Source organism: Rossellomorea sp. DUT-2 (genome assembly GCF_052665285.1).
Window position 1 is genome coordinate 167,628 of sequence record NZ_JBQPEO010000002.1, and the last position, 18,272, is coordinate 185,899.

Below are 18,272 nucleotides of genomic sequence, written 5' to 3' on the forward strand. Positions count from 1 at the left end.
TAGAGGAATGAGACTTACATAGAAAGGGTCATTGCTATGATAAAAACTCTTACAATCGATACAAAAAAGCGCGATGAAATGATTGATATCACCACGTATGTCCAAGAAGTCGTCAACCGTGAAAAAATGAAGGAAGGCGTTGTCGTGGTTCAATCCTTACACACAACAGCCGGAATCACAGTGAATGAAAATGCGGATCCCGATGTGAAAACAGATTTTCTACGTCGATTAGACGAGGTATACCCTTGGGAACATACTCTCGACCTACATGGAGAAGGAAACACGGCTGCTCATTTAAAGACAAGTACAGTCGGACACTCTCAAACAATCATCGTCAGTAATGGGAAACTTCTATTGGGAACTTGGCAAGGCATCTACCTATGTGAGTTTGATGGGCCACGGTCTGGAAGAAGGGTTTCGATTAAAACAATTAAAACTGAATAAGAAACGAAAAGACTCGGGGGGCATTTCCTCGAGTCTTTCTATTCGATAAAACGTTCTCTTATGTTTTGCGAAGGCAGCTTACAACTCTCTTGTTTTCCAAACCATTTGTATCTATTCATGGCAATCCATCTGTAAACCCTATCTCTTAAGGGCTTAGGAACGATTATGCATGTAGTGAAAAACTTCCATGGCCATGTCAAATGAGAGCACACCTTTAAAGCAGCGGTTGATTCAACATACGCTTTATGATCTTCAATTAATACAAAGCTATCTGTTGTATAAGGAATGTTGTGCTTCTTCAATAATTGTTGACCAATATCGCTTTGTAAGGAAGCAAACTGGTAGATTCCTTCAGGATCACGTTCAATAATAAATCGAACACTACTATTGCAAAAATTACATATGCCATCAAACAAAATTATTGCCATTGAAATCACACCGTTTCATGAATCTCCATTTATGCACTTCTCATTATAATAGAATTCAAAACGTCTTTCCAGAAAGTTACCTGCTATCAAACTTTATGAATGCTCTGATAGGTGACCTACTTCGTTATAGGAATGAACTGCCCATCGTTTATTTTTCATATGGAGATTGGTCAGGCAACCGTTAAATAACTTCACATGCCCCAGTATTGCCTCCTCTGCATGAAACTCCCGTAATACTGCACTGATGACAGCACCGTGAGCAACTAACAGTACCCTCTTGCCGTGAAACTGAGCATGAATATGGTCCAGCCCTACCTGTACCCTCTCGACCAACTCTTCGTACGGTTCCATATTAGGAAAGATAAAGTCAGGATATCGCTCTTCTCTTTCTTCACGGGACAGTCCCTCCCCCTCACCAAAATGGCGTTCCTTGAAATGATCCATTTCCACTATTGGCAGTTCCAATGATTCATTGATAATATCCGCTGTTTTTCTGGCTCTCATCAAAGAAGTGGTTATGAGAACATCCCATTGTGATTTCTTCAAAAATTCTCTGCATTCTTCTGCTTGAATCTTTCCAGTTTCATTTAATGGTATATCTGTTTGACCTTGTAATTTACCCAAGAGATTCCATTCTGTTTGACCATGCCTTACTAAACATATATGAGTCATTCCATTTACTCCTTCTGTTAAAGTTGCTGTTTATAATGTGCGTACATTATCCATGCTTTAAGAAGTATAATTCTACTAGATTTTATGATATACTATATTACCATTAAAAGAGATTATTTTGAAAGTTTTAAATAAATGAGCAGTATAAGGAGTTGACTGAAAAGAATGAGAGATGAATTATTATATCTGGGTCAAGAAATCGTTTCACATAAATCCGAAATTGCTAAATGTATAATTGACTATCAGGAACTACGTTACTCTGAACAACTTAAGTTTTCAGGTTTGCAAATGGAGAAGATCACAGAGTGGAGAGTTGAATTAATACAAATACTGGGTGAATCTTTATATGAAGATCAAAAGGATTCTCTCATTAAAATAAAAGAGTGGTCTCTGAAAGTTGGGGAAATAGCCATAGAAAGAGGTATCTCCCTAAACGACTCTCTAAAAACTCTTTCCACATTCCGTACGGCCATTTGGGATTTTTTCAATGAGCAAATCGACAAACAAATTTCAGCCTCCATTATGCTGCAATCAAACAAAAAGATAAATCCCTTACTCGATGAAATTGCTTATCTTTTCAATGAGTTATTTATTAAGCAACAGAAAGATCAGTTGGCCCTAGTTCATACTGCTATGGATGAACTATCAGCACCGATTGTGCCGATAGCTGACAAAATTGCGATACTTCCTCTTATCGGGGACATTGATACTCATAGAGCCAGCTCTGTTATGGAAACGGCACTAAAGAAAAGCTCTGAATTACAACTGGAATATTTATTTATTGATATATCCGGTGTAGCCATAATGGATACGATGGTTTCGCATAATATCTATCAGATTGTAAATGCTTTAAAAATGATGGGTGTCCAATCGGTATTAACCGGCATCCGTCCTGAAGTTGCCCATACTTTAGGGAATCTGGGCATTACCTTCGACGATTTAAAAACAAGCTCAAGCTTAAAACAGGCTCTTGAGGATATCGGATTCAATCAATATGATGTTGTCCTTCCCATATAATGAAAACCAGAAGCCATATTGCATCATGGCTTCTGGTTTTTTGGTTTGCGGAAAGCGGAGCAGTTCCCCTCACCATCCAGCATATACTGGTCGACAGAGCCCTCGAAGATTCTATATTAGAAAACAACAATCTTTGAGAACAGAACCTACACAAACACTAGGCACTCTTATTTATTTTATGATGAAATAATAGTTGAATGCTTTGGACAGCCATATATATGGGAATCGACCAATACATTTCATACCCTTTATCGAAATGGAATATACCGATTTTGAGCGTGAACCATTCCATCAAGAGAGAAAAAGCTGTCCAAATCAATAAATAAGCAAGATTCATGATCCCTCTTATCTTTAGCTTTTTATATATGTATATGAAGAAATAACTATAAGGGCCATACATGATGTAACTTACAAAGTCAATTGCCTGGTAAGCGGAACTGTCATTGACATCATAGAAATCCCATGGAGGAATACTTATCGTATGATCATAGAACATTCCTATAGATATGCCATACATATAATAACTTAACCCTTCAAGGAATGAGAATATTTTTGGCGTAATCCAGATCAATAAAAGGAGAGCGATGAGACTAATGATGATAAACCACTCGTTTAAGTCAAATGACCTCTCATAGATTCTGTCCACTATCTCTCTCCTCCTTTTTCTGCAAATAATATAGCCCTAGCCCTATCCAAATACAAATCAATAAAAATGTACCATTCATGATAATTGTATTTAACAGGCTCCATTGAGGATACTCAAGGGTTTTAAAGTGTATATGGAGAATATCCAATACACTGATAAAGAATAGCAAGCATACGTATAATAAGAATCGATGAGTTCTATTTCCGTCATTCAAGTAACCATTCACCATGACAATCCCGACTAATGGCAAAATGCATTCCCGGTTTATCAATAAGCTGATGAATTGAGTGACGTCCTCTGAGGCCTTAATCCACTCCAGTTTATTGGTCATAATCGTAATGTAATTCGTTGAAATGATCGATAACACCATGAACTGTATGGAGTTTGAAGTGAATGAAAGCTTCTTTCGCATAAAACTGACAATATAAATCAGCATGATCAATATGGAAATGAAGAAAGGAAGAGACATTGATTTCTCCTTAGTTTTTTCTTACTATCCTTGCCTTAATCGACTCGTTACATAACCAAAATTGGGACAAGAGAGTTCGGAAGTTTGTATTAATTTAGCAAAGGGAAAAGAGTAAAGGAGAATGAAGGAGGTAATTTGATGAAACATGAATCTATCAACCCCAAATATGCAAGAGATGAAATAACAGAAGTCTTTGTTGATGGTTTGCAGCGTGACTTATCACCTGAAGAAGAAAGACTTATCTCAGGATGGACTCAAAGCTTTAACAAAGACGAACGTGCCACCATCATCAATCTTCTTAAAGAACTACTAAACAAGCATAAACGACATGACTAAACCAAAAAGAGAAAAGGCCAGCCTGGATTAAGGCTGGCCTTTTCTCTTATATAGTAATGTTCCTCTTACATATCACTTGTCAAATCTAGAAGTTTATCAATATCAATGCGATAGATTGGGCGATTTATATCCTCTTGTCCAAGTTCTACGGTATCTTCTAGTACATCATCAATGTTCATACAAATACCTCCCAAGTTGTGTGTCTACTCTGCATGGCTACAAGCCTCTTGCCTTCTTATCAAAGAATACGAAAGAAGGACACCATTCATGGGGGTACTTTTAAATTATTTTATCACAATGAATTGTAGGTAATAATCTGAAATTTGAATCAAATCGATCATTATGTTAATGTTAAACAACTATTGATTCTACCTAAATAATAATAAATGGGTAGAATAGCTTTCTCCTTAAAGGAGGCATTTCTATGAAACGATTTTCCATGCTTCACGTTCCTCAGGATTATAGACATAGAGGGCGTCCAGCTATTACCGTTCACGTTCTGCCTGTTCATAAAGAATATTTCGCGATAGGTAAATCATTAAAAGGGAACGGTCGGGCTGCAAACAACAATGAAAAACTAGCCGCATATTATGCGTATCTAGATACTTTAAAATAAACGCTTCTCTCTATAGAATAATTTACTAAAAAAGCTGATCAGAACCTAACCTGATCAGCTTTTTTGTAATCACTCTCAAAGTATAGAGAGATGGACTGAGTTACCCTGTTAAATTTCACAAGGAAGAGAGTTCCTTACACGGGATCATTCTTCTCGTGTGCCATTTTTTCTTTTTAGCAACGCTGCTCACCCTATGCATATCTGTTGTTTATAATCATTCAGCATACACTGGTGGCTTCTCACAATAGTATCAGGTAGTTCCTCTAAGTTACAAAACTTAAGTTGAATGGATTCAGAGTGTTCTGCTTTCATTTCTCCATTGTAATCATTTGTAAAGTAAACAGTGGTGACTACATAAAATTCATCTCCATTTTCAGCTTTAATGTATTGATCCGCACCAGAATACACGGTTAACAAGTTTAACTTACCTAATGTCAGATTCGTTTCTTCCTTCACTTCTCTTCTCGCGGTCTCTTCCGTTGATTCTGCCAATTCCATCAATCCCCCAGGCAGTCCCCATGAACCATTGGGAAATCTCCGTTGCTGCAACAGCACTTCCTTTTTCTCATTTAAAATAATGACCACCGATCCAACTAAAATAAGGGGGCGCGTTCCAACAATTTCTCTTAATTCTTCTATGTAACCCATTGATCAATCTCCTCACTGAACCAGCTAATGTAATGAAACACAGACCGAATTAGAACGTTTTATATTGACAAGCCTCAAAACCATTTCCATCTAAATCCCAGAACTCAAAAAATGTAACCCCCCCATCCTCTTTTATCTCACCAACCTTTACGTCCTTCTCCACAAGCTTTAACCGGCTCTCTTCCAGCGCATCAGAAAAGAGAATTGGCTTAATGGATGAGGGACGGACCTCTCCCTCTTGAACTGTTAGAGTAGAGACTCCTTGACCTATTTGAAACACAACATACGTTCCTGAATCAAAAACCTGCTCAAACTCCAACACCTCTACATACCATTGTGTAGTCTTTTTTAAATCTGTTACACACATATGTACTGTATCCACTTTAGAAAACAATGAATGACCTCCTTCTTCTTCTCTAGTTTTTTAATAGTGTTAAGTGCCCGACAATCTCTTTTGCTTCAAACTTTTCCATGGGCGGAAGTGCCACTACTGTTAAAGATCCCTCTTTAATTTCAGTTAACCCGCTATCATGAATACTGAAATATCCATCACCCTCTAATTTCTCCAGCTCACCGGCTTTTCCCTTTAGAACAATTTTTTTCATTCCTGTCTGCACCCATTCTACAAAGTCTGCTTGTCGATCTTGAAAAGGTGAATCAGATGACATCATCGTCAGCGTACTGAGAGTAGCGGCATGTGCCACTTGCGCTGCCGTTTTTCCCTTTGACATATTCAGTTCCTTATTAACAATAAAATATTGAACGAGATCACGTTTATTCATTCGTCTAATCAGCCCTTTCATCATTTAGTACCTGTTATTTTACCATGCGAAGGGTATGTACCTCAGTATTATTTACTTCCTTCTTAATTTCACGTAATTATTTTCAACTGAAACTATTTTGACCTTCTCTCCTATTTTAAAATCTAAATATACATCACAATCCAGCTTATAGGTATGACCGTTATCAAATTTCATAGAGCATGAGGGATTGCTGCTGTTTTCATCTATAACCTCACCTGATTTAATTCCTTCCGCACCTTTTCTATCATTCGCCGGAAAATACTTTTCCTCAATCACTACCCAATCTTCTTGGCTGATAACCACCAGCTTCAGAATAAAGAGCCCCACCAGAAGAACAAGCAACATACCAAGTATCACAAATTTCGCCCGTAAGCCCATCATGTATATCCCTTTCCTTCCATATAAAATCAACAAATGATTATATGTAAGAAACATGAAATACATTCGATTATTTTCCCTCTTGCATAAATTCAAAAATGGATTTACAATAAAACTAACGACCGTTAGTTAGTTAATGAAGAAGGTGAATAAACATGAAAAATGACAACAAACAACTCATAAAAGATGTCGCATTGGATTTATTCGGCCAAAAAGGGTACGAGGATACTTCATTAACGGCAATTGCAACCGCCGTGGGTATTAAAAAGCCATCCATTTACAACCATTTCCGAAGTAAAGAGGATTTATTTATGGAAGTAATCGAGGATTTAAGTGTGTCTGAAGTGACGGCGTATAAGAGTGCCGAAGAAAAAATGAATCTTAGTGAACCACTAAGAAATATTCGAATGCTCTTTGACTTATTTTGTCACCGATTGATGACAACAAAAGAAGCACTGCTATGGAAGAGAGTGACATTCTTTCCTCCAGAAGCTTTTAAAGATCTTATTCAAAAACAATTCATTCAGTTTGAAATGGTTACATCTGCGATTTTAGTATCCATTTACCAAGAAGGCATAAAACACAAACTGTTTAGTGAAATTGAGGAGGATGAATTTATTGCCTCCTTTTTATGTTTAGTTGATGGTGTCTTTTTAGAACATCACTATTACACGGAAGAAATTTTCAGACAACGAATTGAATCGGCTTGGAAGGTTTATGAATTAGGTATATCAAGTCGCAAAGGAGAGTAGCATCATGGGTTGGATATACGTTATTATTGGTGGTATTTTGGAGATTGGCTGGGCAACTGGGTTATCCCTTTCAGAAGGGTTTACAAAACCTGTCCCCAGTATTGTCACGGCTCTCCTTATCTTGGTAAGTTTTTATTTTTTCTCAAACTCCATGAGATTATTGCCTATCGGGACTGCCTATGCGGTCTTCACAGGTATTGGAGCAGCAGGCACTGCTGTAGTGGGGATGGTATTTCTACATGAAGGGATTAGCGTGTTGAAAGTCGCCTTTATCACACTTCTCATTTTCGGGGTGATCGGCCTCAAAATGAGTGATAAAGAAGAACAAGATACAGGGAGGTCCTACTAATGGCGTGGATATTTCTTATTTTTGCCGGGTTCTCTGAAGTTGTGATGGTAACATTTATGAAGCTTTCTGAAGGATACAAGAAGCTTGCCCCTTCCATCGTTAGCTTCGCAGCGGGAGGGATAAGCTTTTATTTATTATCCCTTTCTCTACTGGATATCCCGGTAAGTACGGGTTATGGAATCTGGACAGGGATAGGTTCTGCAGGGGCTGTCATCATCGGGATGATCTTTTTCAGGGAAACGAAGGATTTAAAGAGATTATTTTTTATTAGTTGCATTATAGGGAGTATTATTGGTTTAAAGATGGTTTCATGACCCCATAACAATGTCCAGCCTTTGAGTGTTGCAGTTCTCAGTGGCTGGACACTTTTTTGTTTACTTATACATTGATTTTCACTTACTTACTGGATTTAATTACAAACGGTGAGCTCCTCTACCATAAAATTTATTAATATATTATTGAAAAGGAGTCAATCAATTGATTATTCCATGACCAACAATATCAACTTCAATCGTAGGAGTGATCGTAATGGTGGGGTATTTTTCTTCCCAATCAAGCTTTTCCCATGTTTTTGGGTGATATGCAATTAACTCTCTGCCAATACCAAATAAATCTGAATTAGCCAGCTGAATTTTTTCAATCATTTTTTCCGCATCTTCTGTTAAGCGTTTTGAAATTTGTTTATTTAGTTTCTTAAGTTTTTTCTTATCGGTTAATTTATCTTCAGGATATTCTACAACAGATACTTCTGCCTTTACATTTATTTCGACTTGTATATTATTTGGTGAGTCCGAAACAATTTTAAGCTTTGATTTAGATTCAGACATATTGTACGTAATATAATTTTCGATATTCATCTTCTTATTCTCTTCAATTTTGGATACAAATCGAGTCTGCTTAGCCACTTGGTTGCTCATCAATAGAAATAATGTTGTTTCCTCAAAAGTCAGAGTACCTGACATTGAATTCTTATGGAAAATACCCGTACCGCTTAACACCACTTCACCATTTTCCATTTTGATAAGAGGAAGAGCAAAATCTTTTCCTTCATCGAACATAAACGTACAGACGGTTTGTAAATTTTGCTTTGGAATTCCAGTAGAAGTTTCTGCACTTTTGAGTAGTTCAATGATAAATTCTGAAATCAATACGTTTTTTTCACTTAATTTTGTAAGTATTTCCCCACTTCCTCCTTCAACTATTGCTAATTTGGCAGAAATGGAACTATTGGGGTCCCGGTAAAAAATATCTAAAAACTTATAGATATCTTTTTTTGCTAATTCTTCCCCTAATAAAAACACCCGATTTTTTGATGGCTCAAATACTCCGGAAATTTTACGGTCCATATGCATTCTTGTCTCACGTATGGTTTTCCCTTCCCCTTGTACCACTACATTGGTTGGTGTCCGATCTTTAAAATCACGGATAATGGCTGTAGCTCTTATGGTTTCATCATCAACTAAATCAAAGGCAGAGGAAAAAACCAACCTTCCGTCTTTCAACAATCGTTGATCCCAACAACCCGTTAAAGTCAACTGAATGAGAAATAGAACCGTGAGTAAGAAGATTCTTTTCTTCATACGTTCTTCCCTCTTTCCTTTTTCTTGAAAATAAAAGAGATTCCTAAAAAAAGAAATGGAATGACAAGTATGAATAAATAGGATGTATTAATCACCCATTTGTTGTACAGCTCCATTTCTGCTTCTTTATTGGGAATTAAGGCAATGATAAAAGATAAACTGCCAAAGAAAATTGTTATGACAGAACGATTGATTCGTTTAAACGTATGAGCGACTCCCTCCGTTGATAGAAAAAGGTAGCTGGTTAACGAAGTTATGACACTTACCACCCAAAGGGAAACAAATACCAAATCAATTCTCTCGACAATTTGCAAATACAGGGATTTCACATAGTATAGTACCGGCTGAGGAATAATGACTATTTCTTCAGGACTGAACGTCACAAGACTGACTATTGTAAGAAATGCATAGAGCAATGTCACAAATAGATTGGCCATTGAAGCTGAGAATAAGACGGTCCGTTCCCCATTATGCTGGAAATAAGGAAAAAGAAACAAAAGCAATTCAAAACCAAGCATTGAGAAATATGCTTCTTTTATCCCTTTTAGAATATTGGTTCCTCCTGAGTGACCAATCGGAAGCAAATACCTCCAATCAACAGGATAAATGATCAATACAACGATAGATATCAAGATTAGAAAGAAAATCAATCCCGAAACAACCACATAAACATTGCAGATGTCAGATAATAATTCCCTTCCTAAATAGACTGCGGTTCCCATTAATAGAAGCATAATGATCCATTTTGGTGTAAGTGTCAGCACCCACGTTTTGATGATGGCAGTTGAATACATCATAATAAGGCTGGTAACTAGCAATCCATACACAACATAGGAAATATTTATGAATGTTCCTCCTGCATTTCCAACCAATTGTATTGAATATTGGAAAAGGGATTTAGCAGGGAACCTTCTGCCCAAGACCCAAAATATCGTGATAAATAATTGAACAACAATACCAGCCAACAATACTGAAATCCAAGCATCACCTTTGGAAATGGAAAATACGCTGAATGGAAGGCCAAGAACCCCTACTCCAATTTGTGTTTGGACAATGAATAACATCAACTGTATGGAAGTAAGATTACTCTGATTCTTCATTTTTTTTCCATCCTCGAGGATCTGTCGTTTTCCACTTATACTGTGGTTTCAAATCCTTTGGTCTTTCTTTCATCAGCCACATGGGAACGCGAATAAAGGTGTCTTTCAATGACTTAAAATCCAAAGGTGCAACAGGGTATAAATAGTATTGACCTAATGATTTAAGCGTCGACATATGGATTAACAGCAACATCAACCCGATTACTATTCCAAGAACCCCAAATAAAGCAGCAAATATCATGAGGGGAAAACCTAGTATCCTAACGGAAGTACTCATTTCATTAGATGGAATAACGAAAGAAGATATAGCTGTAATCGCCACTACGATAACCATGGTATTTGAAACCAAATTCGCTTCTACAACAGCCGTCCCGATAACAAGTCCCCCCACCACCCCAATGGTTTGTGCGATAGGGTTCGGTAATCGTATAGCAGCTTCACGAAGCAACTCCAATGTTAATTGCATAATGGCGGCTTCAATCAATGGAGGGAAAGGTACATACTCCAGGGAACTTTTAATCGAAAATATTATTTCTACCGGTATGATTTCATAATTATAGGAGATGACAGCTATATAAAAAGCGGGTAAACAAAGTGTTGCAATAAAACTGATTAATCTGATAAATCGTACAAATGAACCGATAAATGCCCTGTTATTATAGTCCTCTGATGTTTGAAAGAAAGAGAAGAAATTCACTGGCAAGAGTAATACCGTAGGGCTTCCTTCCATTACTAGAGCAATTCTGCCTTCCATTAGATTTCCGGCTACCCGGTCCGGCCTTTCCGTATTTAAAAACTGTGGAAATGGAGAAAACGAATTATCTTCTAAAAATTCTTCAAAATATCCAGGTGACTGAATCGCATCTGCTTGAACATAATTGATCCGGTCCTCAATCGTTTTCAACAATTCTAAATTTGTTAAATGCGATAAATAAACTAAAGCGTATTTTGTCCTTGTTGTTTCTCCTATACTGGAATATTTCACAGTCAGTTTTGGACTTGAAACTCTCTCTCTTATAAGATGCACATTTTCTGTGATATTTTCACTGAACCCTTGATGTGATCCTCTAATCACTTTTTCATTTACTGGTTCAAAACGATTAGTAGGAAATTTAGGCATACTGATAAAGGTCATGATTTCACTGTCTTCCGTTAGTAAAAGGCAGTGGCCATCCACCATTGCACTGAGTGCTTCGTCTAAATACAATGTTTCTTTGATGCTATTACTGCTTACGACATCACGTATATCACCGGAACCTTTCTCTAATATAGGTTTGATAATATACGTCTGTAAGCTCCTATTGTCAATGACAGAATCAATAAACATTATGGTCAATATTTTACTATTAAAAGTTAATTCTCTTAGTTTTAAATCATCAGTATTAAATAAACCATTACGAAAATAAGAGATTTTCTCTTCAAGAGTGAGAAATTCAGGCACAACTTCTTCTTTTTCTGAAAGCAGCTGCTTTGGTATTCTTCTATTCCTTTTATTAAACGAACTCATATTAGCACCTTCAGTAAGAATCTTTTTTTCTATGCTTCCCAAAGAAGGTGCTATTATGCATGTCTAAGGATCCTGTTAACGTTTCTCTCTTACTAAATGTACACCCCACACATTTTCTAAAATGTTTAAGAACGTTTCGTTTATTTCTCCCCATTGAAAAGAGTCATCGCTGGGCAGATCCTTCATAGTCCCCTCCATTTTAAGAAAATCTTCTCTTATGTCCTTTTCCATATACATTAAATGAGGGAACGGAACTTCCTTCCCATTAACTCTAGATAGGAGCATAGAAGAGATGGTAGCCTTCACTTCTTCATTCATAGTAATAGAGTCCACCATTTCGTTCACCCCATTTGGTGGAAACGTTTGATACTCTTTTATCCACTTAAAAGCAAGCCACGGTCTGATAATCGTCATCATTTTCTTTAAATCTTTGATTTCCTCATTCGAATACTTTTCCATATTGCGTTTACCCATGTGATAATAATGAATCAAACAGCGGGTTGGAGAAAAAGTCTGTTCTCTCAGCTTTCTGACTTTCTCTATGTCCGGGTGCTCTATATACACATTCTCATTTGTTAACCACTCCATTAGAGAGGGGTTTGATTTACGGAGAAGTTTGAGTGCTTTACTAAGGTCCCATCCGCTGAATTCAATGGAATACTGTACAGGCTTTACAATAACGTCCTTGGTCCCTTGAAGATTTAAATATGCGGGAACCTCCCGTATATATATAAACCTTACATCATAATCGCTCTCATCTGTATGATACCCCCATGCCCGACTCCCTGCTTCGACTGCATACAGAATCCTGACTCTCTCTTCTCTTTCAATACTTTTCAACTTATCCAGAATGATTTTTCTCACAAAATAATTCTCCTTATTCTCTATATATTAGTAGGGTTTTCCTTTCAGTATTTGATATACTTAATCACACAAACAAGTCGATAGGTAGAGGTGAATAGCTTGACCAAAAAAAAGATGTACTCATGGAGCCTTCAGATTCTCATTATTCTTACCATTATTTATGTTTCAACAAAGATTTCATTTTTATTTGAACCGATTGTCGTATTCGCTTCAACATTATTTTTCCCGATTATCATTTCAGGATTTCTGTATTTTTTATTAAATCCATTAGTCAATCTCCTGGAAAAAGCAAGATTGCCGAGAACCATTGCCATCATCGTGCTTTATGCTGCTATCATTGGTCTGATGGTGTTAATTATTGGAAATGTTGCGCCTATACTCACAAAGCAGATAACAGGATTGTTCAATGAACTTCCGGAGTATGCAAGACAAACGAGGAACTTCATCGAATACTTATCTGAGACTCAACAATTCAAATGGATGATGAGTCAGGATTATGTATCACTAAAAGATGTAGAAAAACAGTTAATGGACTTTGCCAATACTTTACCGGATAATATTACAACTGCTCTTAAAGGATTAGTAAGTGTTCTGACCAGTATAACGATTCTGATTGTCACCGTCCCTTTTCTATTATTCTTTATGTTTAAAGACGGCCATAAATTTCCTAAGGCCATTTCAAAATTTCTTCCTCCTGCCTACCGGGAAGAAGGGATCAACACTTTAAAGGATACGAGTGATACACTTGCCGCATACATACAGGGACAATTGACGGTAGCTTCCTTTGTCGGGACCCTGACGTTTATCGGGTATTTAATCATTGGACTTCCTTACGCATTGGTGATGGCGTTAATAGGGGCTGTAACAAACATCATTCCGTTTATCGGTCCTTTTATCGGTGCTGCACCTGCCATCATCGTGGCCCTGTTTGATTCACCGACGAAAGCCATTCTCGTCATCGTGGTTGTCACGATTGCCCAGCAAATAGAGGGGAACCTCCTTTCACCCCTGATTTTAGGCAAGCGCCTCGATACTCATCCAGCGACGATAATCATTTTATTGCTGGTGGCTGGAAACCTGGCAGGTATTCTTGGAATGATCCTGGCTGTTCCTTTTTACGCGGTAACAAAAACCATTGTGTTAAATTTAGTGAAGTTTATTAAACTGAGAAGATCTGCTATTCAAGAATGATAATGGAGAAACAACCGGGCTTTTGCCGGTTGTTTCTTTATGTCGTGACAAAAACGTGGTAGTTGTATAGGAAGAAGGTTAAGGAGTTGATATGTCATTTACATATTGCATCGATTCCGACAATCATATCTGTTTATACATAATCACATGAGGCCCGATTGGTTCTATTTCAAATACGTCCCCCAACTGAGTTAAACCCAATTTCTCATAATATGGCCCAGCCGAAATTCTGGCATTGCACCACCACATTTCACACCCTTTTTCTCTTAGAATCTTTTCGCTGTATTCGATAAGCTGCTTTCCAATGCCATTCCCCCTGTAATCCTTAAGAGTGGCCATTCCCCTTAGCCGGTAAGGGAGACATCCATTTATACCCGGTTGTGCCTCCTGATAAAAGGAACCGATACTGATCAGCACCTTTCCTTCAAAAACGCCAATGTGAAAGGAACTATCGTCTGAATCTCCTTCATAATGACACTCCTCTATTGATTGCGTCGGCCTTAAGATTTGTTGTCTAATGGCATATGTATCGGTAGCTGAAATAAAACGAATGCGTGTCATTTTCACCCTCCATTTTGATCTGAGTTCTTCATCTTCATTTTATCATAGCCTCCTCGGATATTAGAGGTGAAAAGAAAAGGAGCAATCCCTCCATAGGAAGTGCTCCCCTCGTTTACTCATTTCTTTTTAAATAACTTATTGGATGCACCCTTGACTGCCTTGCTTGCCGTGTCTACTGTTTTCCCGACCATTTTGTTTCCGGTATTGCTTACATTTTTCACAAAATCTGCCGATGTATCTGACACTTTTCCTACAAGTCCGCCTTTACCGCTAACACTTTTGATTATTTCGTTAGCTGTGTCTGCCGTTTTATTGACTAGTCCGCTGGCTTGCTTTGACGTGTTCTTAACTAAGTCACTTGGAGTATTTCGTTTGTCTTCAGACATGGTGTTCTCCTCCTTAGAAAAAGACTCATCACTATCCCTATGTCATCGAACTTGAAAGTATGCTAAATCAGGGACTATCTTTATTCCTGTTTTAGATATTCTGTCGATAAAACCGTTTCGTGCATAGCGTTCTCTCTCATCTCGACCCAATAGGCCGAAGCATGAGCTCTTGAACTCACTACTTTATAAAGATTTTCACCTATGAAATGTAAAGCAGCACCATCATCCGCCCCATAGCCTGCTTGAAGTTTCCCTTTACGGATAAATGATTGAAAAAGGGGACGCCGATCTTTTTCGCCGTCATAATGAGGGGAGTGGCTTCCCTTTAGGAATCCCAAACCTTCAATCGTTTCTAATTCTTCACCAAACGAATCAGTAATTCCTTCTTCAAACCAACAGATCGAACCGGCGCTCAAACCTGCAAGAATCGTCCCAGATTCCCATGCTTTCTTGAGTATAGAATCAATCTTCCATTCTCTCCATAGGGCAAGCATACTTTTTGTATTGCCCCCACCCACATAGAGAATGTCTTTTTCAAGAAGGAATCTCTCTAAATCTTTGGTTGGTAATTTGAATAGAGACAAATGTGAAGGCTCACACGAAAGCGAGTGAAAAGCATTGTAAAATCGCTCTATATACCCTTCTGCATCTCCACTGGCCGTAGGCAAAAAACAAACCTTTGGATTTGATTGCCCAGCCTGCTTTAATATATATTGATCTAAAAGCAGATTCTCAGGCTCCATGGAAAAGCCTCCCCCACCCATTGCGATAATCTGTTTCATTGAATCCACACTCTCCCTCTATTCAAAACTTTTCGATAAGTATCTTAATCCTATCAAAATCATCGACGTTGGCGTATCATTTTTTTCATTGATGCAAAAATCCCAATAGAAAAACCCTCTATACAAAATAGAGGGTTCATCACTTATAATATTACTTCTCATGTTAATAAAATTACTTGCCGGCACCTGACGTTTTATTCCTTTTTTCTTTCATTTCTTTTTGGAATGAAAGAATTAACCCATATGTCATGACAAATAAGATTATCCCCAATGGTAAGGCTGTGATGATGGTGGCTGCTTGCAATCCACTGATGCCGCCAGTCCCCATCAGGATCGCCGCAATGGCAGCCAGTACGATCCCCCAGCTGAACTTCACGAAGAATGGAGGGTTCAAACTTCCATTAGAGGTTTGCATCCCCAGTACAAATGTTGCCGAGTCGGCCGACGTCACAAAGAAAGTGATAATCAAGATTAAGGAAATAATTGAAAGGACCCCACTTAGAGGCATTTGATCATATACATAAAATAATGCCGTCTCCAAACTTTGACCCGCTACATCTACACCTTGAACAAAGTCGTAATACAATCCTGTGCCTCCGAATACTCCAAACCACAGGGCGCATACGATTGTAGGCACAATGATGACGGCGATGATAAACTCACGAACAGTCCTTCCTTTTGAAACTCTCGCAATAAAGGTTCCCACAAACGGTGTCCATGAGATCCACCATGCCCAATAAAAAATAGTCCAATCCTTCACCCATTGATTATTCTCCACATTAAATGGGGAAAAGCGTAACCCCATACTAGGAAGATTTTGAACATAGCTCCCAAAAGTGGTCAAAAACAATTCCAGAACAAATTGCGTAGGACCTGCGATGAGAAAGACAATGAATAACAAGACCGCCAATATCAAATTGGCATTGCTCAAATATTTAATTCCTTTTGATAAACCAGTAGCAGCAGAAGTAATAAATAGAACCGTTGCAACTCCCATGATGATCAGCTGAACTTTAAAGTCAATCGGGGTTCCCATCAGGTAATTAAGTCCACTGTTAATTTGTTGTGCACCAATTCCAAGTGAAATCGCCACACCGAAAATCGTGGCAAACACAGCGACAATATCAACAATATACCCTATGGGACCTTTCACTCTATCCCCAATGACTGGATATAATGTGGCACTCATCAACCCTGGCATGCCCTTCCTGAATTTATAGTAGGCAAGGGCCAATGCTACAACAGCATAAATGGCCCAGGCATGGAATCCCCAATGAAGATATGTATAGCGTAATCCGATTTTAGCTGATTCTATGGTCCCGCCTTTTCCAAATGGTGGAGTGGAATAATGAGAAACAGGTTCCGATACTCCATAGAATAGGAGTCCGATTCCCATTCCTGCACTAAAGAGCATGGCAAACCATGTCAATGTGGAATATTCAGGTCTATCAGTGTCTTTCCCTAATCGAATCTTCCCATATTTACTAAATGCAAAGAAGATGGCGATGATGAAAAAGAATGAAGCTGAAAATTGATAAAACCAGCCAAATTTGTCTAGAAGAACTCCTTGGGTACTGGACATGATATCGATCAATGCCTGAGGAAAAATAACCCCCCAAGCCACAAAAATGATGCCGATTGTAATCGCAATCCAAAACATTGGTGTAAAATTTTTCAAATGACTTCCCCCTTAATTCGTTGATGTAGCTCTATCATGTAGAAATAGGTATGTAAAGAAAATAAATGCACGAACTTATTAGTACCCCTCTTTTCCAAGGGCTAAACTAGTAAGTAACTGGAAAGTGAGGGACGGACCTTTTCAAGGTCCGTCCCTCACTAATTTGAATATGTAAACTTCACAAGTATAATTTGGTTTTTCATGTATCTTTTTTTCTTTTCGGGGCAAATTATAGTAGACGGAGGTGATAACCATGACTAACAACAATAACAACAAACCACAACAACAAAAAAATGAAGCAGAATTTGCTCAAGAGCAAAACGCTGCTGAAAGAGCTAGAAAAGCTGCTAAACAACAAAATCAGCAAAATCAACAAAACCAACAAAATAAATAAAACATAGTGACACAATTGAATACTTATCAAGAGACTAGTCAACTGACTAGTCTCTTTCTATGAAGCCCGTCCCTATCAGCGAAGGAATTTTTTAACTACTGTCTCCATTGTGTAAAAATGAACCTTCACGATAACTCTTATGTGTTGGATAGATTCCATCTAATGATGAACATCTCCCTCATACATATTTAACATAGAAAAACCTCCCAGGATTGTTCCGGAAAGGTTAGTGTGATTAGCTTATTCTTGCTGTTATGAAGTGTGCACATAGACAGAAATAAGATAAATTAATTATATGAAAGGGGAGAAGGAACTCATAACTTTCCCCCAGCCAGGTTAAGCCTGATCTTTCCTCTTTAACGGTTTGTACGCAACAAAAACCGCAAATACAGCTGCTGCGACATTAATTAAGGTCCCGATAACGGGAGATCCTTTAAATTCATTACTATGATACAAATTTGTTAAAATCAGACCAGCAATAATACTTAATATGATGTTACTTCCTATGAAAACTCCAATAAAAATAAAGAATTTCTTAGCGTTTTTCCACAAAATTCAGCACTCCAGTAAATAAAGTATCGTTAACAGTACAGTAACAGAATTTTTCAGGAAAAACCAGTAAAGATACTGAACAGAGTCGAGTATCCACTCGACGTGGGAAGACACAAAAA

The 18,272-nt window shown here is 37.9% G+C and carries 26 protein-coding genes; 9 read left to right on the forward strand and 17 right to left on the reverse strand.

Annotation, left to right across the window (positions count from 1 at the left end; translation table 11 throughout):
* The first annotated feature begins 36 nt into the window (after positions 1-36).
* The gene (locus tag ACOSV2_RS06415; protein ID WP_428974430.1) at positions 37-444 is read left to right on the forward strand and encodes a secondary thiamine-phosphate synthase enzyme YjbQ; all 408 of its coding nucleotides are present in this window, start codon (positions 37-39) and stop codon (positions 442-444) included.
* A 38-nt stretch (positions 445-482) separates the two neighbouring features.
* Here ACOSV2_RS06415 and ACOSV2_RS06420 read toward each other — a convergent pair whose 3' ends face one another.
* Positions 483-872, reverse strand: coding sequence for a thiol-disulfide oxidoreductase DCC family protein (locus tag ACOSV2_RS06420; RefSeq protein WP_397554069.1), 390 nt, complete (start codon positions 870-872; stop codon positions 483-485).
* Positions 873-965: 93 nt separating this feature from the next.
* Positions 966-1,544 carry a histidine phosphatase family protein gene (locus ACOSV2_RS06425; protein ID WP_428974431.1) on the reverse strand — a complete coding sequence of 193 codons (579 nt, stop codon included), beginning with the start codon at positions 1,542-1,544 and terminating at the stop codon, positions 966-968.
* Between the two features lie 165 nt (positions 1,545-1,709).
* Here ACOSV2_RS06425 and ACOSV2_RS06430 point away from each other — a divergent pair, with 165 nt between their 5' ends.
* A complete protein-coding gene (locus ACOSV2_RS06430; protein WP_428974432.1) occupies positions 1,710-2,561 on the forward strand; it encodes an STAS domain-containing protein in 852 nt (283 codons plus the stop codon).
* A gap of 157 nt (positions 2,562-2,718) precedes the next feature.
* Here ACOSV2_RS06430 and ACOSV2_RS06435 read toward each other — a convergent pair whose 3' ends face one another.
* Positions 2,719-3,207 carry a hypothetical protein gene (locus ACOSV2_RS06435; RefSeq protein WP_428974433.1) on the reverse strand — a complete coding sequence of 163 codons (489 nt, stop codon included), beginning with the start codon at positions 3,205-3,207 and terminating at the stop codon, positions 2,719-2,721.
* Complete coding sequence (locus ACOSV2_RS06440; protein WP_428974434.1) at positions 3,191-3,676, reverse strand: hypothetical protein; 486 nt, start codon at positions 3,674-3,676, stop codon at positions 3,191-3,193. The genes ACOSV2_RS06435 and ACOSV2_RS06440 overlap by 17 nt, the downstream gene beginning before the upstream one ends.
* 138 nt (positions 3,677-3,814) lie before the next feature.
* Here ACOSV2_RS06440 and ACOSV2_RS06445 point away from each other — a divergent pair, with 138 nt between their 5' ends.
* Positions 3,815-4,012, forward strand: coding sequence for a hypothetical protein (locus tag ACOSV2_RS06445; RefSeq protein WP_428974435.1), 198 nt, complete (start codon positions 3,815-3,817; stop codon positions 4,010-4,012).
* Positions 4,013-4,436: 424 nt separating this feature from the next.
* A complete protein-coding gene (locus ACOSV2_RS06450; protein ID WP_113970993.1) occupies positions 4,437-4,628 on the forward strand; it encodes a hypothetical protein in 192 nt (63 codons plus the stop codon).
* 186 nt (positions 4,629-4,814) lie between these two features.
* Here ACOSV2_RS06450 and ACOSV2_RS06455 read toward each other — a convergent pair whose 3' ends face one another.
* From ACOSV2_RS06455 to ACOSV2_RS06470, 4 genes are all read right to left on the reverse strand, one after another.
* Positions 4,815-5,276, reverse strand: coding sequence for an NUDIX hydrolase (locus tag ACOSV2_RS06455; protein WP_428974436.1), 462 nt, complete (start codon positions 5,274-5,276; stop codon positions 4,815-4,817).
* 49 nt (positions 5,277-5,325) lie between these two features.
* Entirely contained in the window at positions 5,326-5,670 is a 345-nt protein-coding gene (locus ACOSV2_RS06460; protein WP_428974437.1) for a VOC family protein, read from the reverse strand.
* A gap of 22 nt (positions 5,671-5,692) precedes the next feature.
* Entirely contained in the window at positions 5,693-6,058 is a 366-nt protein-coding gene (locus ACOSV2_RS06465) for an aminoacyl-tRNA hydrolase (protein WP_428974438.1), read from the reverse strand.
* A gap of 72 nt (positions 6,059-6,130) precedes the next feature.
* On the reverse strand, positions 6,131-6,460 hold the full coding sequence (locus ACOSV2_RS06470; RefSeq protein ID WP_428974439.1) for a hypothetical protein: 330 nt from the start codon (positions 6,458-6,460) through the stop codon (positions 6,131-6,133).
* A gap of 152 nt (positions 6,461-6,612) precedes the next feature.
* On the opposite strand from ACOSV2_RS06470, the gene ACOSV2_RS06475 reads away from it, so the two are divergent.
* Genes ACOSV2_RS06475 through ACOSV2_RS06485 form a run of 3 tightly spaced genes read left to right on the forward strand, consistent with a single transcriptional unit; the run spans position 6,613 to position 7,872 of the window.
* A complete protein-coding gene (locus ACOSV2_RS06475) occupies positions 6,613-7,209 on the forward strand; it encodes a TetR/AcrR family transcriptional regulator (protein ID WP_428974440.1) in 597 nt (198 codons plus the stop codon).
* Between the two features lie 4 nt (positions 7,210-7,213).
* Positions 7,214-7,558, forward strand: a complete 345-nt coding sequence (locus tag ACOSV2_RS06480; protein WP_113970997.1) for a DMT family transporter — start codon at positions 7,214-7,216, stop codon at positions 7,556-7,558.
* Positions 7,558-7,872 (forward strand): DMT family transporter, encoded by a 315-nt coding sequence (locus tag ACOSV2_RS06485; protein ID WP_428974441.1) that lies wholly within the window; start codon positions 7,558-7,560, stop codon positions 7,870-7,872. Before ACOSV2_RS06480 ends, ACOSV2_RS06485 begins: the two co-directional genes overlap by 1 nt.
* A gap of 159 nt (positions 7,873-8,031) precedes the next feature.
* Here the strand turns inward: ACOSV2_RS06485 and ACOSV2_RS06490 are convergent, their stop codons facing one another.
* The 4 genes from ACOSV2_RS06490 to ACOSV2_RS06505 are packed head-to-tail and all read right to left on the reverse strand — an operon-like array spanning position 8,032 to position 12,609.
* Complete coding sequence (locus ACOSV2_RS06490) at positions 8,032-9,138, reverse strand: Ger(x)C family spore germination protein (protein WP_428974442.1); 1,107 nt, start codon at positions 9,136-9,138, stop codon at positions 8,032-8,034.
* Complete coding sequence (locus ACOSV2_RS06495) at positions 9,135-10,238, reverse strand: GerAB/ArcD/ProY family transporter (RefSeq protein WP_428974443.1); 1,104 nt, start codon at positions 10,236-10,238, stop codon at positions 9,135-9,137. The genes ACOSV2_RS06490 and ACOSV2_RS06495 overlap by 4 nt, the downstream gene beginning before the upstream one ends.
* On the reverse strand, positions 10,222-11,787 hold the full coding sequence (locus tag ACOSV2_RS06500; protein WP_428974444.1) for a spore germination protein: 1,566 nt from the start codon (positions 11,785-11,787) through the stop codon (positions 10,222-10,224). The genes ACOSV2_RS06495 and ACOSV2_RS06500 overlap by 17 nt, the downstream gene beginning before the upstream one ends.
* 33 nt (positions 11,788-11,820) lie before the next feature.
* Complete coding sequence (locus ACOSV2_RS06505; RefSeq protein ID WP_428974445.1) at positions 11,821-12,609, reverse strand: nucleotidyltransferase domain-containing protein; 789 nt, start codon at positions 12,607-12,609, stop codon at positions 11,821-11,823.
* 99 nt (positions 12,610-12,708) lie between these two features.
* Here ACOSV2_RS06505 and ACOSV2_RS06510 point away from each other — a divergent pair, with 99 nt between their 5' ends.
* Entirely contained in the window at positions 12,709-13,800 is a 1,092-nt protein-coding gene (locus tag ACOSV2_RS06510) for an AI-2E family transporter (RefSeq protein ID WP_428974446.1), read from the forward strand.
* Positions 13,801-13,923: 123 nt separating this feature from the next.
* On the opposite strand, the gene ACOSV2_RS06515 is transcribed toward ACOSV2_RS06510, so the two are convergent.
* The 4 genes from ACOSV2_RS06515 to ACOSV2_RS06530 form a co-directional block, all read right to left on the reverse strand.
* Positions 13,924-14,361, reverse strand: coding sequence for a GNAT family N-acetyltransferase (locus ACOSV2_RS06515; RefSeq protein ID WP_428974447.1), 438 nt, complete (start codon positions 14,359-14,361; stop codon positions 13,924-13,926).
* A 116-nt stretch (positions 14,362-14,477) separates the two neighbouring features.
* Complete coding sequence (locus ACOSV2_RS06520; protein ID WP_113971005.1) at positions 14,478-14,747, reverse strand: hypothetical protein; 270 nt, start codon at positions 14,745-14,747, stop codon at positions 14,478-14,480.
* An 80-nt stretch (positions 14,748-14,827) separates the two neighbouring features.
* Positions 14,828-15,529, reverse strand: a complete 702-nt coding sequence (locus ACOSV2_RS06525; protein WP_428974448.1) for a Type 1 glutamine amidotransferase-like domain-containing protein — start codon at positions 15,527-15,529, stop codon at positions 14,828-14,830.
* A 172-nt stretch (positions 15,530-15,701) separates the two neighbouring features.
* Positions 15,702-17,207, reverse strand: coding sequence for a glycine betaine uptake BCCT transporter (locus ACOSV2_RS06530; RefSeq protein WP_428974449.1), 1,506 nt, complete (start codon positions 17,205-17,207; stop codon positions 15,702-15,704).
* A 253-nt stretch (positions 17,208-17,460) separates the two neighbouring features.
* Between ACOSV2_RS06530 and ACOSV2_RS06535 the strand changes: the two genes are divergently transcribed.
* Positions 17,461-17,601 (forward strand): hypothetical protein, encoded by a 141-nt coding sequence (locus ACOSV2_RS06535; RefSeq protein WP_187443445.1) that lies wholly within the window; start codon positions 17,461-17,463, stop codon positions 17,599-17,601.
* A gap of 336 nt (positions 17,602-17,937) precedes the next feature.
* Here ACOSV2_RS06535 and ACOSV2_RS06540 read toward each other — a convergent pair whose 3' ends face one another.
* Positions 17,938-18,153: a hypothetical protein gene (locus ACOSV2_RS06540; RefSeq protein ID WP_428974450.1), complete on the reverse strand. Its 216-nt coding sequence runs from the start codon at positions 18,151-18,153 to the stop codon at positions 17,938-17,940.
* Positions 18,154-18,272 lie beyond the last annotated feature (119 nt).

What these genes read in the sequence shown, in the direction of transcription:
- ACOSV2_RS06430 (WP_428974432.1), top strand. Translation starts at nt 1,710, where the DNA reads ATGAGAGATGAATTATTATATCTGGGTCAAGAAATCGTTTCACATAAA.
- ACOSV2_RS06515 (WP_428974447.1), bottom strand. Translation starts at nt 14,361, where the DNA reads ATGACACGCATTCGTTTTATTTCAGCTACCGATACATATGCCATTAGA.
- ACOSV2_RS06480 (WP_113970997.1), top strand. Translation starts at nt 7,214, where the DNA reads ATGGGTTGGATATACGTTATTATTGGTGGTATTTTGGAGATTGGCTGG.
- ACOSV2_RS06415 (WP_428974430.1), top strand. Translation starts at nt 37, where the DNA reads ATGATAAAAACTCTTACAATCGATACAAAAAAGCGCGATGAAATGATT.
- ACOSV2_RS06450 (WP_113970993.1), top strand. Translation starts at nt 4,437, where the DNA reads ATGAAACGATTTTCCATGCTTCACGTTCCTCAGGATTATAGACATAGA.
- ACOSV2_RS06420 (WP_397554069.1), bottom strand. Translation starts at nt 872, where the DNA reads ATGGCAATAATTTTGTTTGATGGCATATGTAATTTTTGCAATAGTAGT.
- ACOSV2_RS06445 (WP_428974435.1), top strand. Translation starts at nt 3,815, where the DNA reads ATGAAACATGAATCTATCAACCCCAAATATGCAAGAGATGAAATAACA.
- ACOSV2_RS06465 (WP_428974438.1), bottom strand. Translation starts at nt 6,058, where the DNA reads ATGAATAAACGTGATCTCGTTCAATATTTTATTGTTAATAAGGAACTG.
- ACOSV2_RS06425 (WP_428974431.1), bottom strand. Translation starts at nt 1,544, where the DNA reads ATGACTCATATATGTTTAGTAAGGCATGGTCAAACAGAATGGAATCTC.
- ACOSV2_RS06490 (WP_428974442.1), bottom strand. Translation starts at nt 9,138, where the DNA reads ATGAAGAAAAGAATCTTCTTACTCACGGTTCTATTTCTCATTCAGTTG.
- ACOSV2_RS06525 (WP_428974448.1), bottom strand. Translation starts at nt 15,529, where the DNA reads ATGAAACAGATTATCGCAATGGGTGGGGGAGGCTTTTCCATGGAGCCT.
- ACOSV2_RS06495 (WP_428974443.1), bottom strand. Translation starts at nt 10,238, where the DNA reads ATGAAGAATCAGAGTAATCTTACTTCCATACAGTTGATGTTATTCATT.
- ACOSV2_RS06455 (WP_428974436.1), bottom strand. Translation starts at nt 5,276, where the DNA reads ATGGGTTACATAGAAGAATTAAGAGAAATTGTTGGAACGCGCCCCCTT.
- ACOSV2_RS06470 (WP_428974439.1), bottom strand. Translation starts at nt 6,460, where the DNA reads ATGATGGGCTTACGGGCGAAATTTGTGATACTTGGTATGTTGCTTGTT.
- ACOSV2_RS06440 (WP_428974434.1), bottom strand. Translation starts at nt 3,676, where the DNA reads ATGTCTCTTCCTTTCTTCATTTCCATATTGATCATGCTGATTTATATT.
- ACOSV2_RS06535 (WP_187443445.1), top strand. Translation starts at nt 17,461, where the DNA reads ATGACTAACAACAATAACAACAAACCACAACAACAAAAAAATGAAGCA.
- ACOSV2_RS06485 (WP_428974441.1), top strand. Translation starts at nt 7,558, where the DNA reads ATGGCGTGGATATTTCTTATTTTTGCCGGGTTCTCTGAAGTTGTGATG.
- ACOSV2_RS06475 (WP_428974440.1), top strand. Translation starts at nt 6,613, where the DNA reads ATGAAAAATGACAACAAACAACTCATAAAAGATGTCGCATTGGATTTA.
- ACOSV2_RS06520 (WP_113971005.1), bottom strand. Translation starts at nt 14,747, where the DNA reads ATGTCTGAAGACAAACGAAATACTCCAAGTGACTTAGTTAAGAACACG.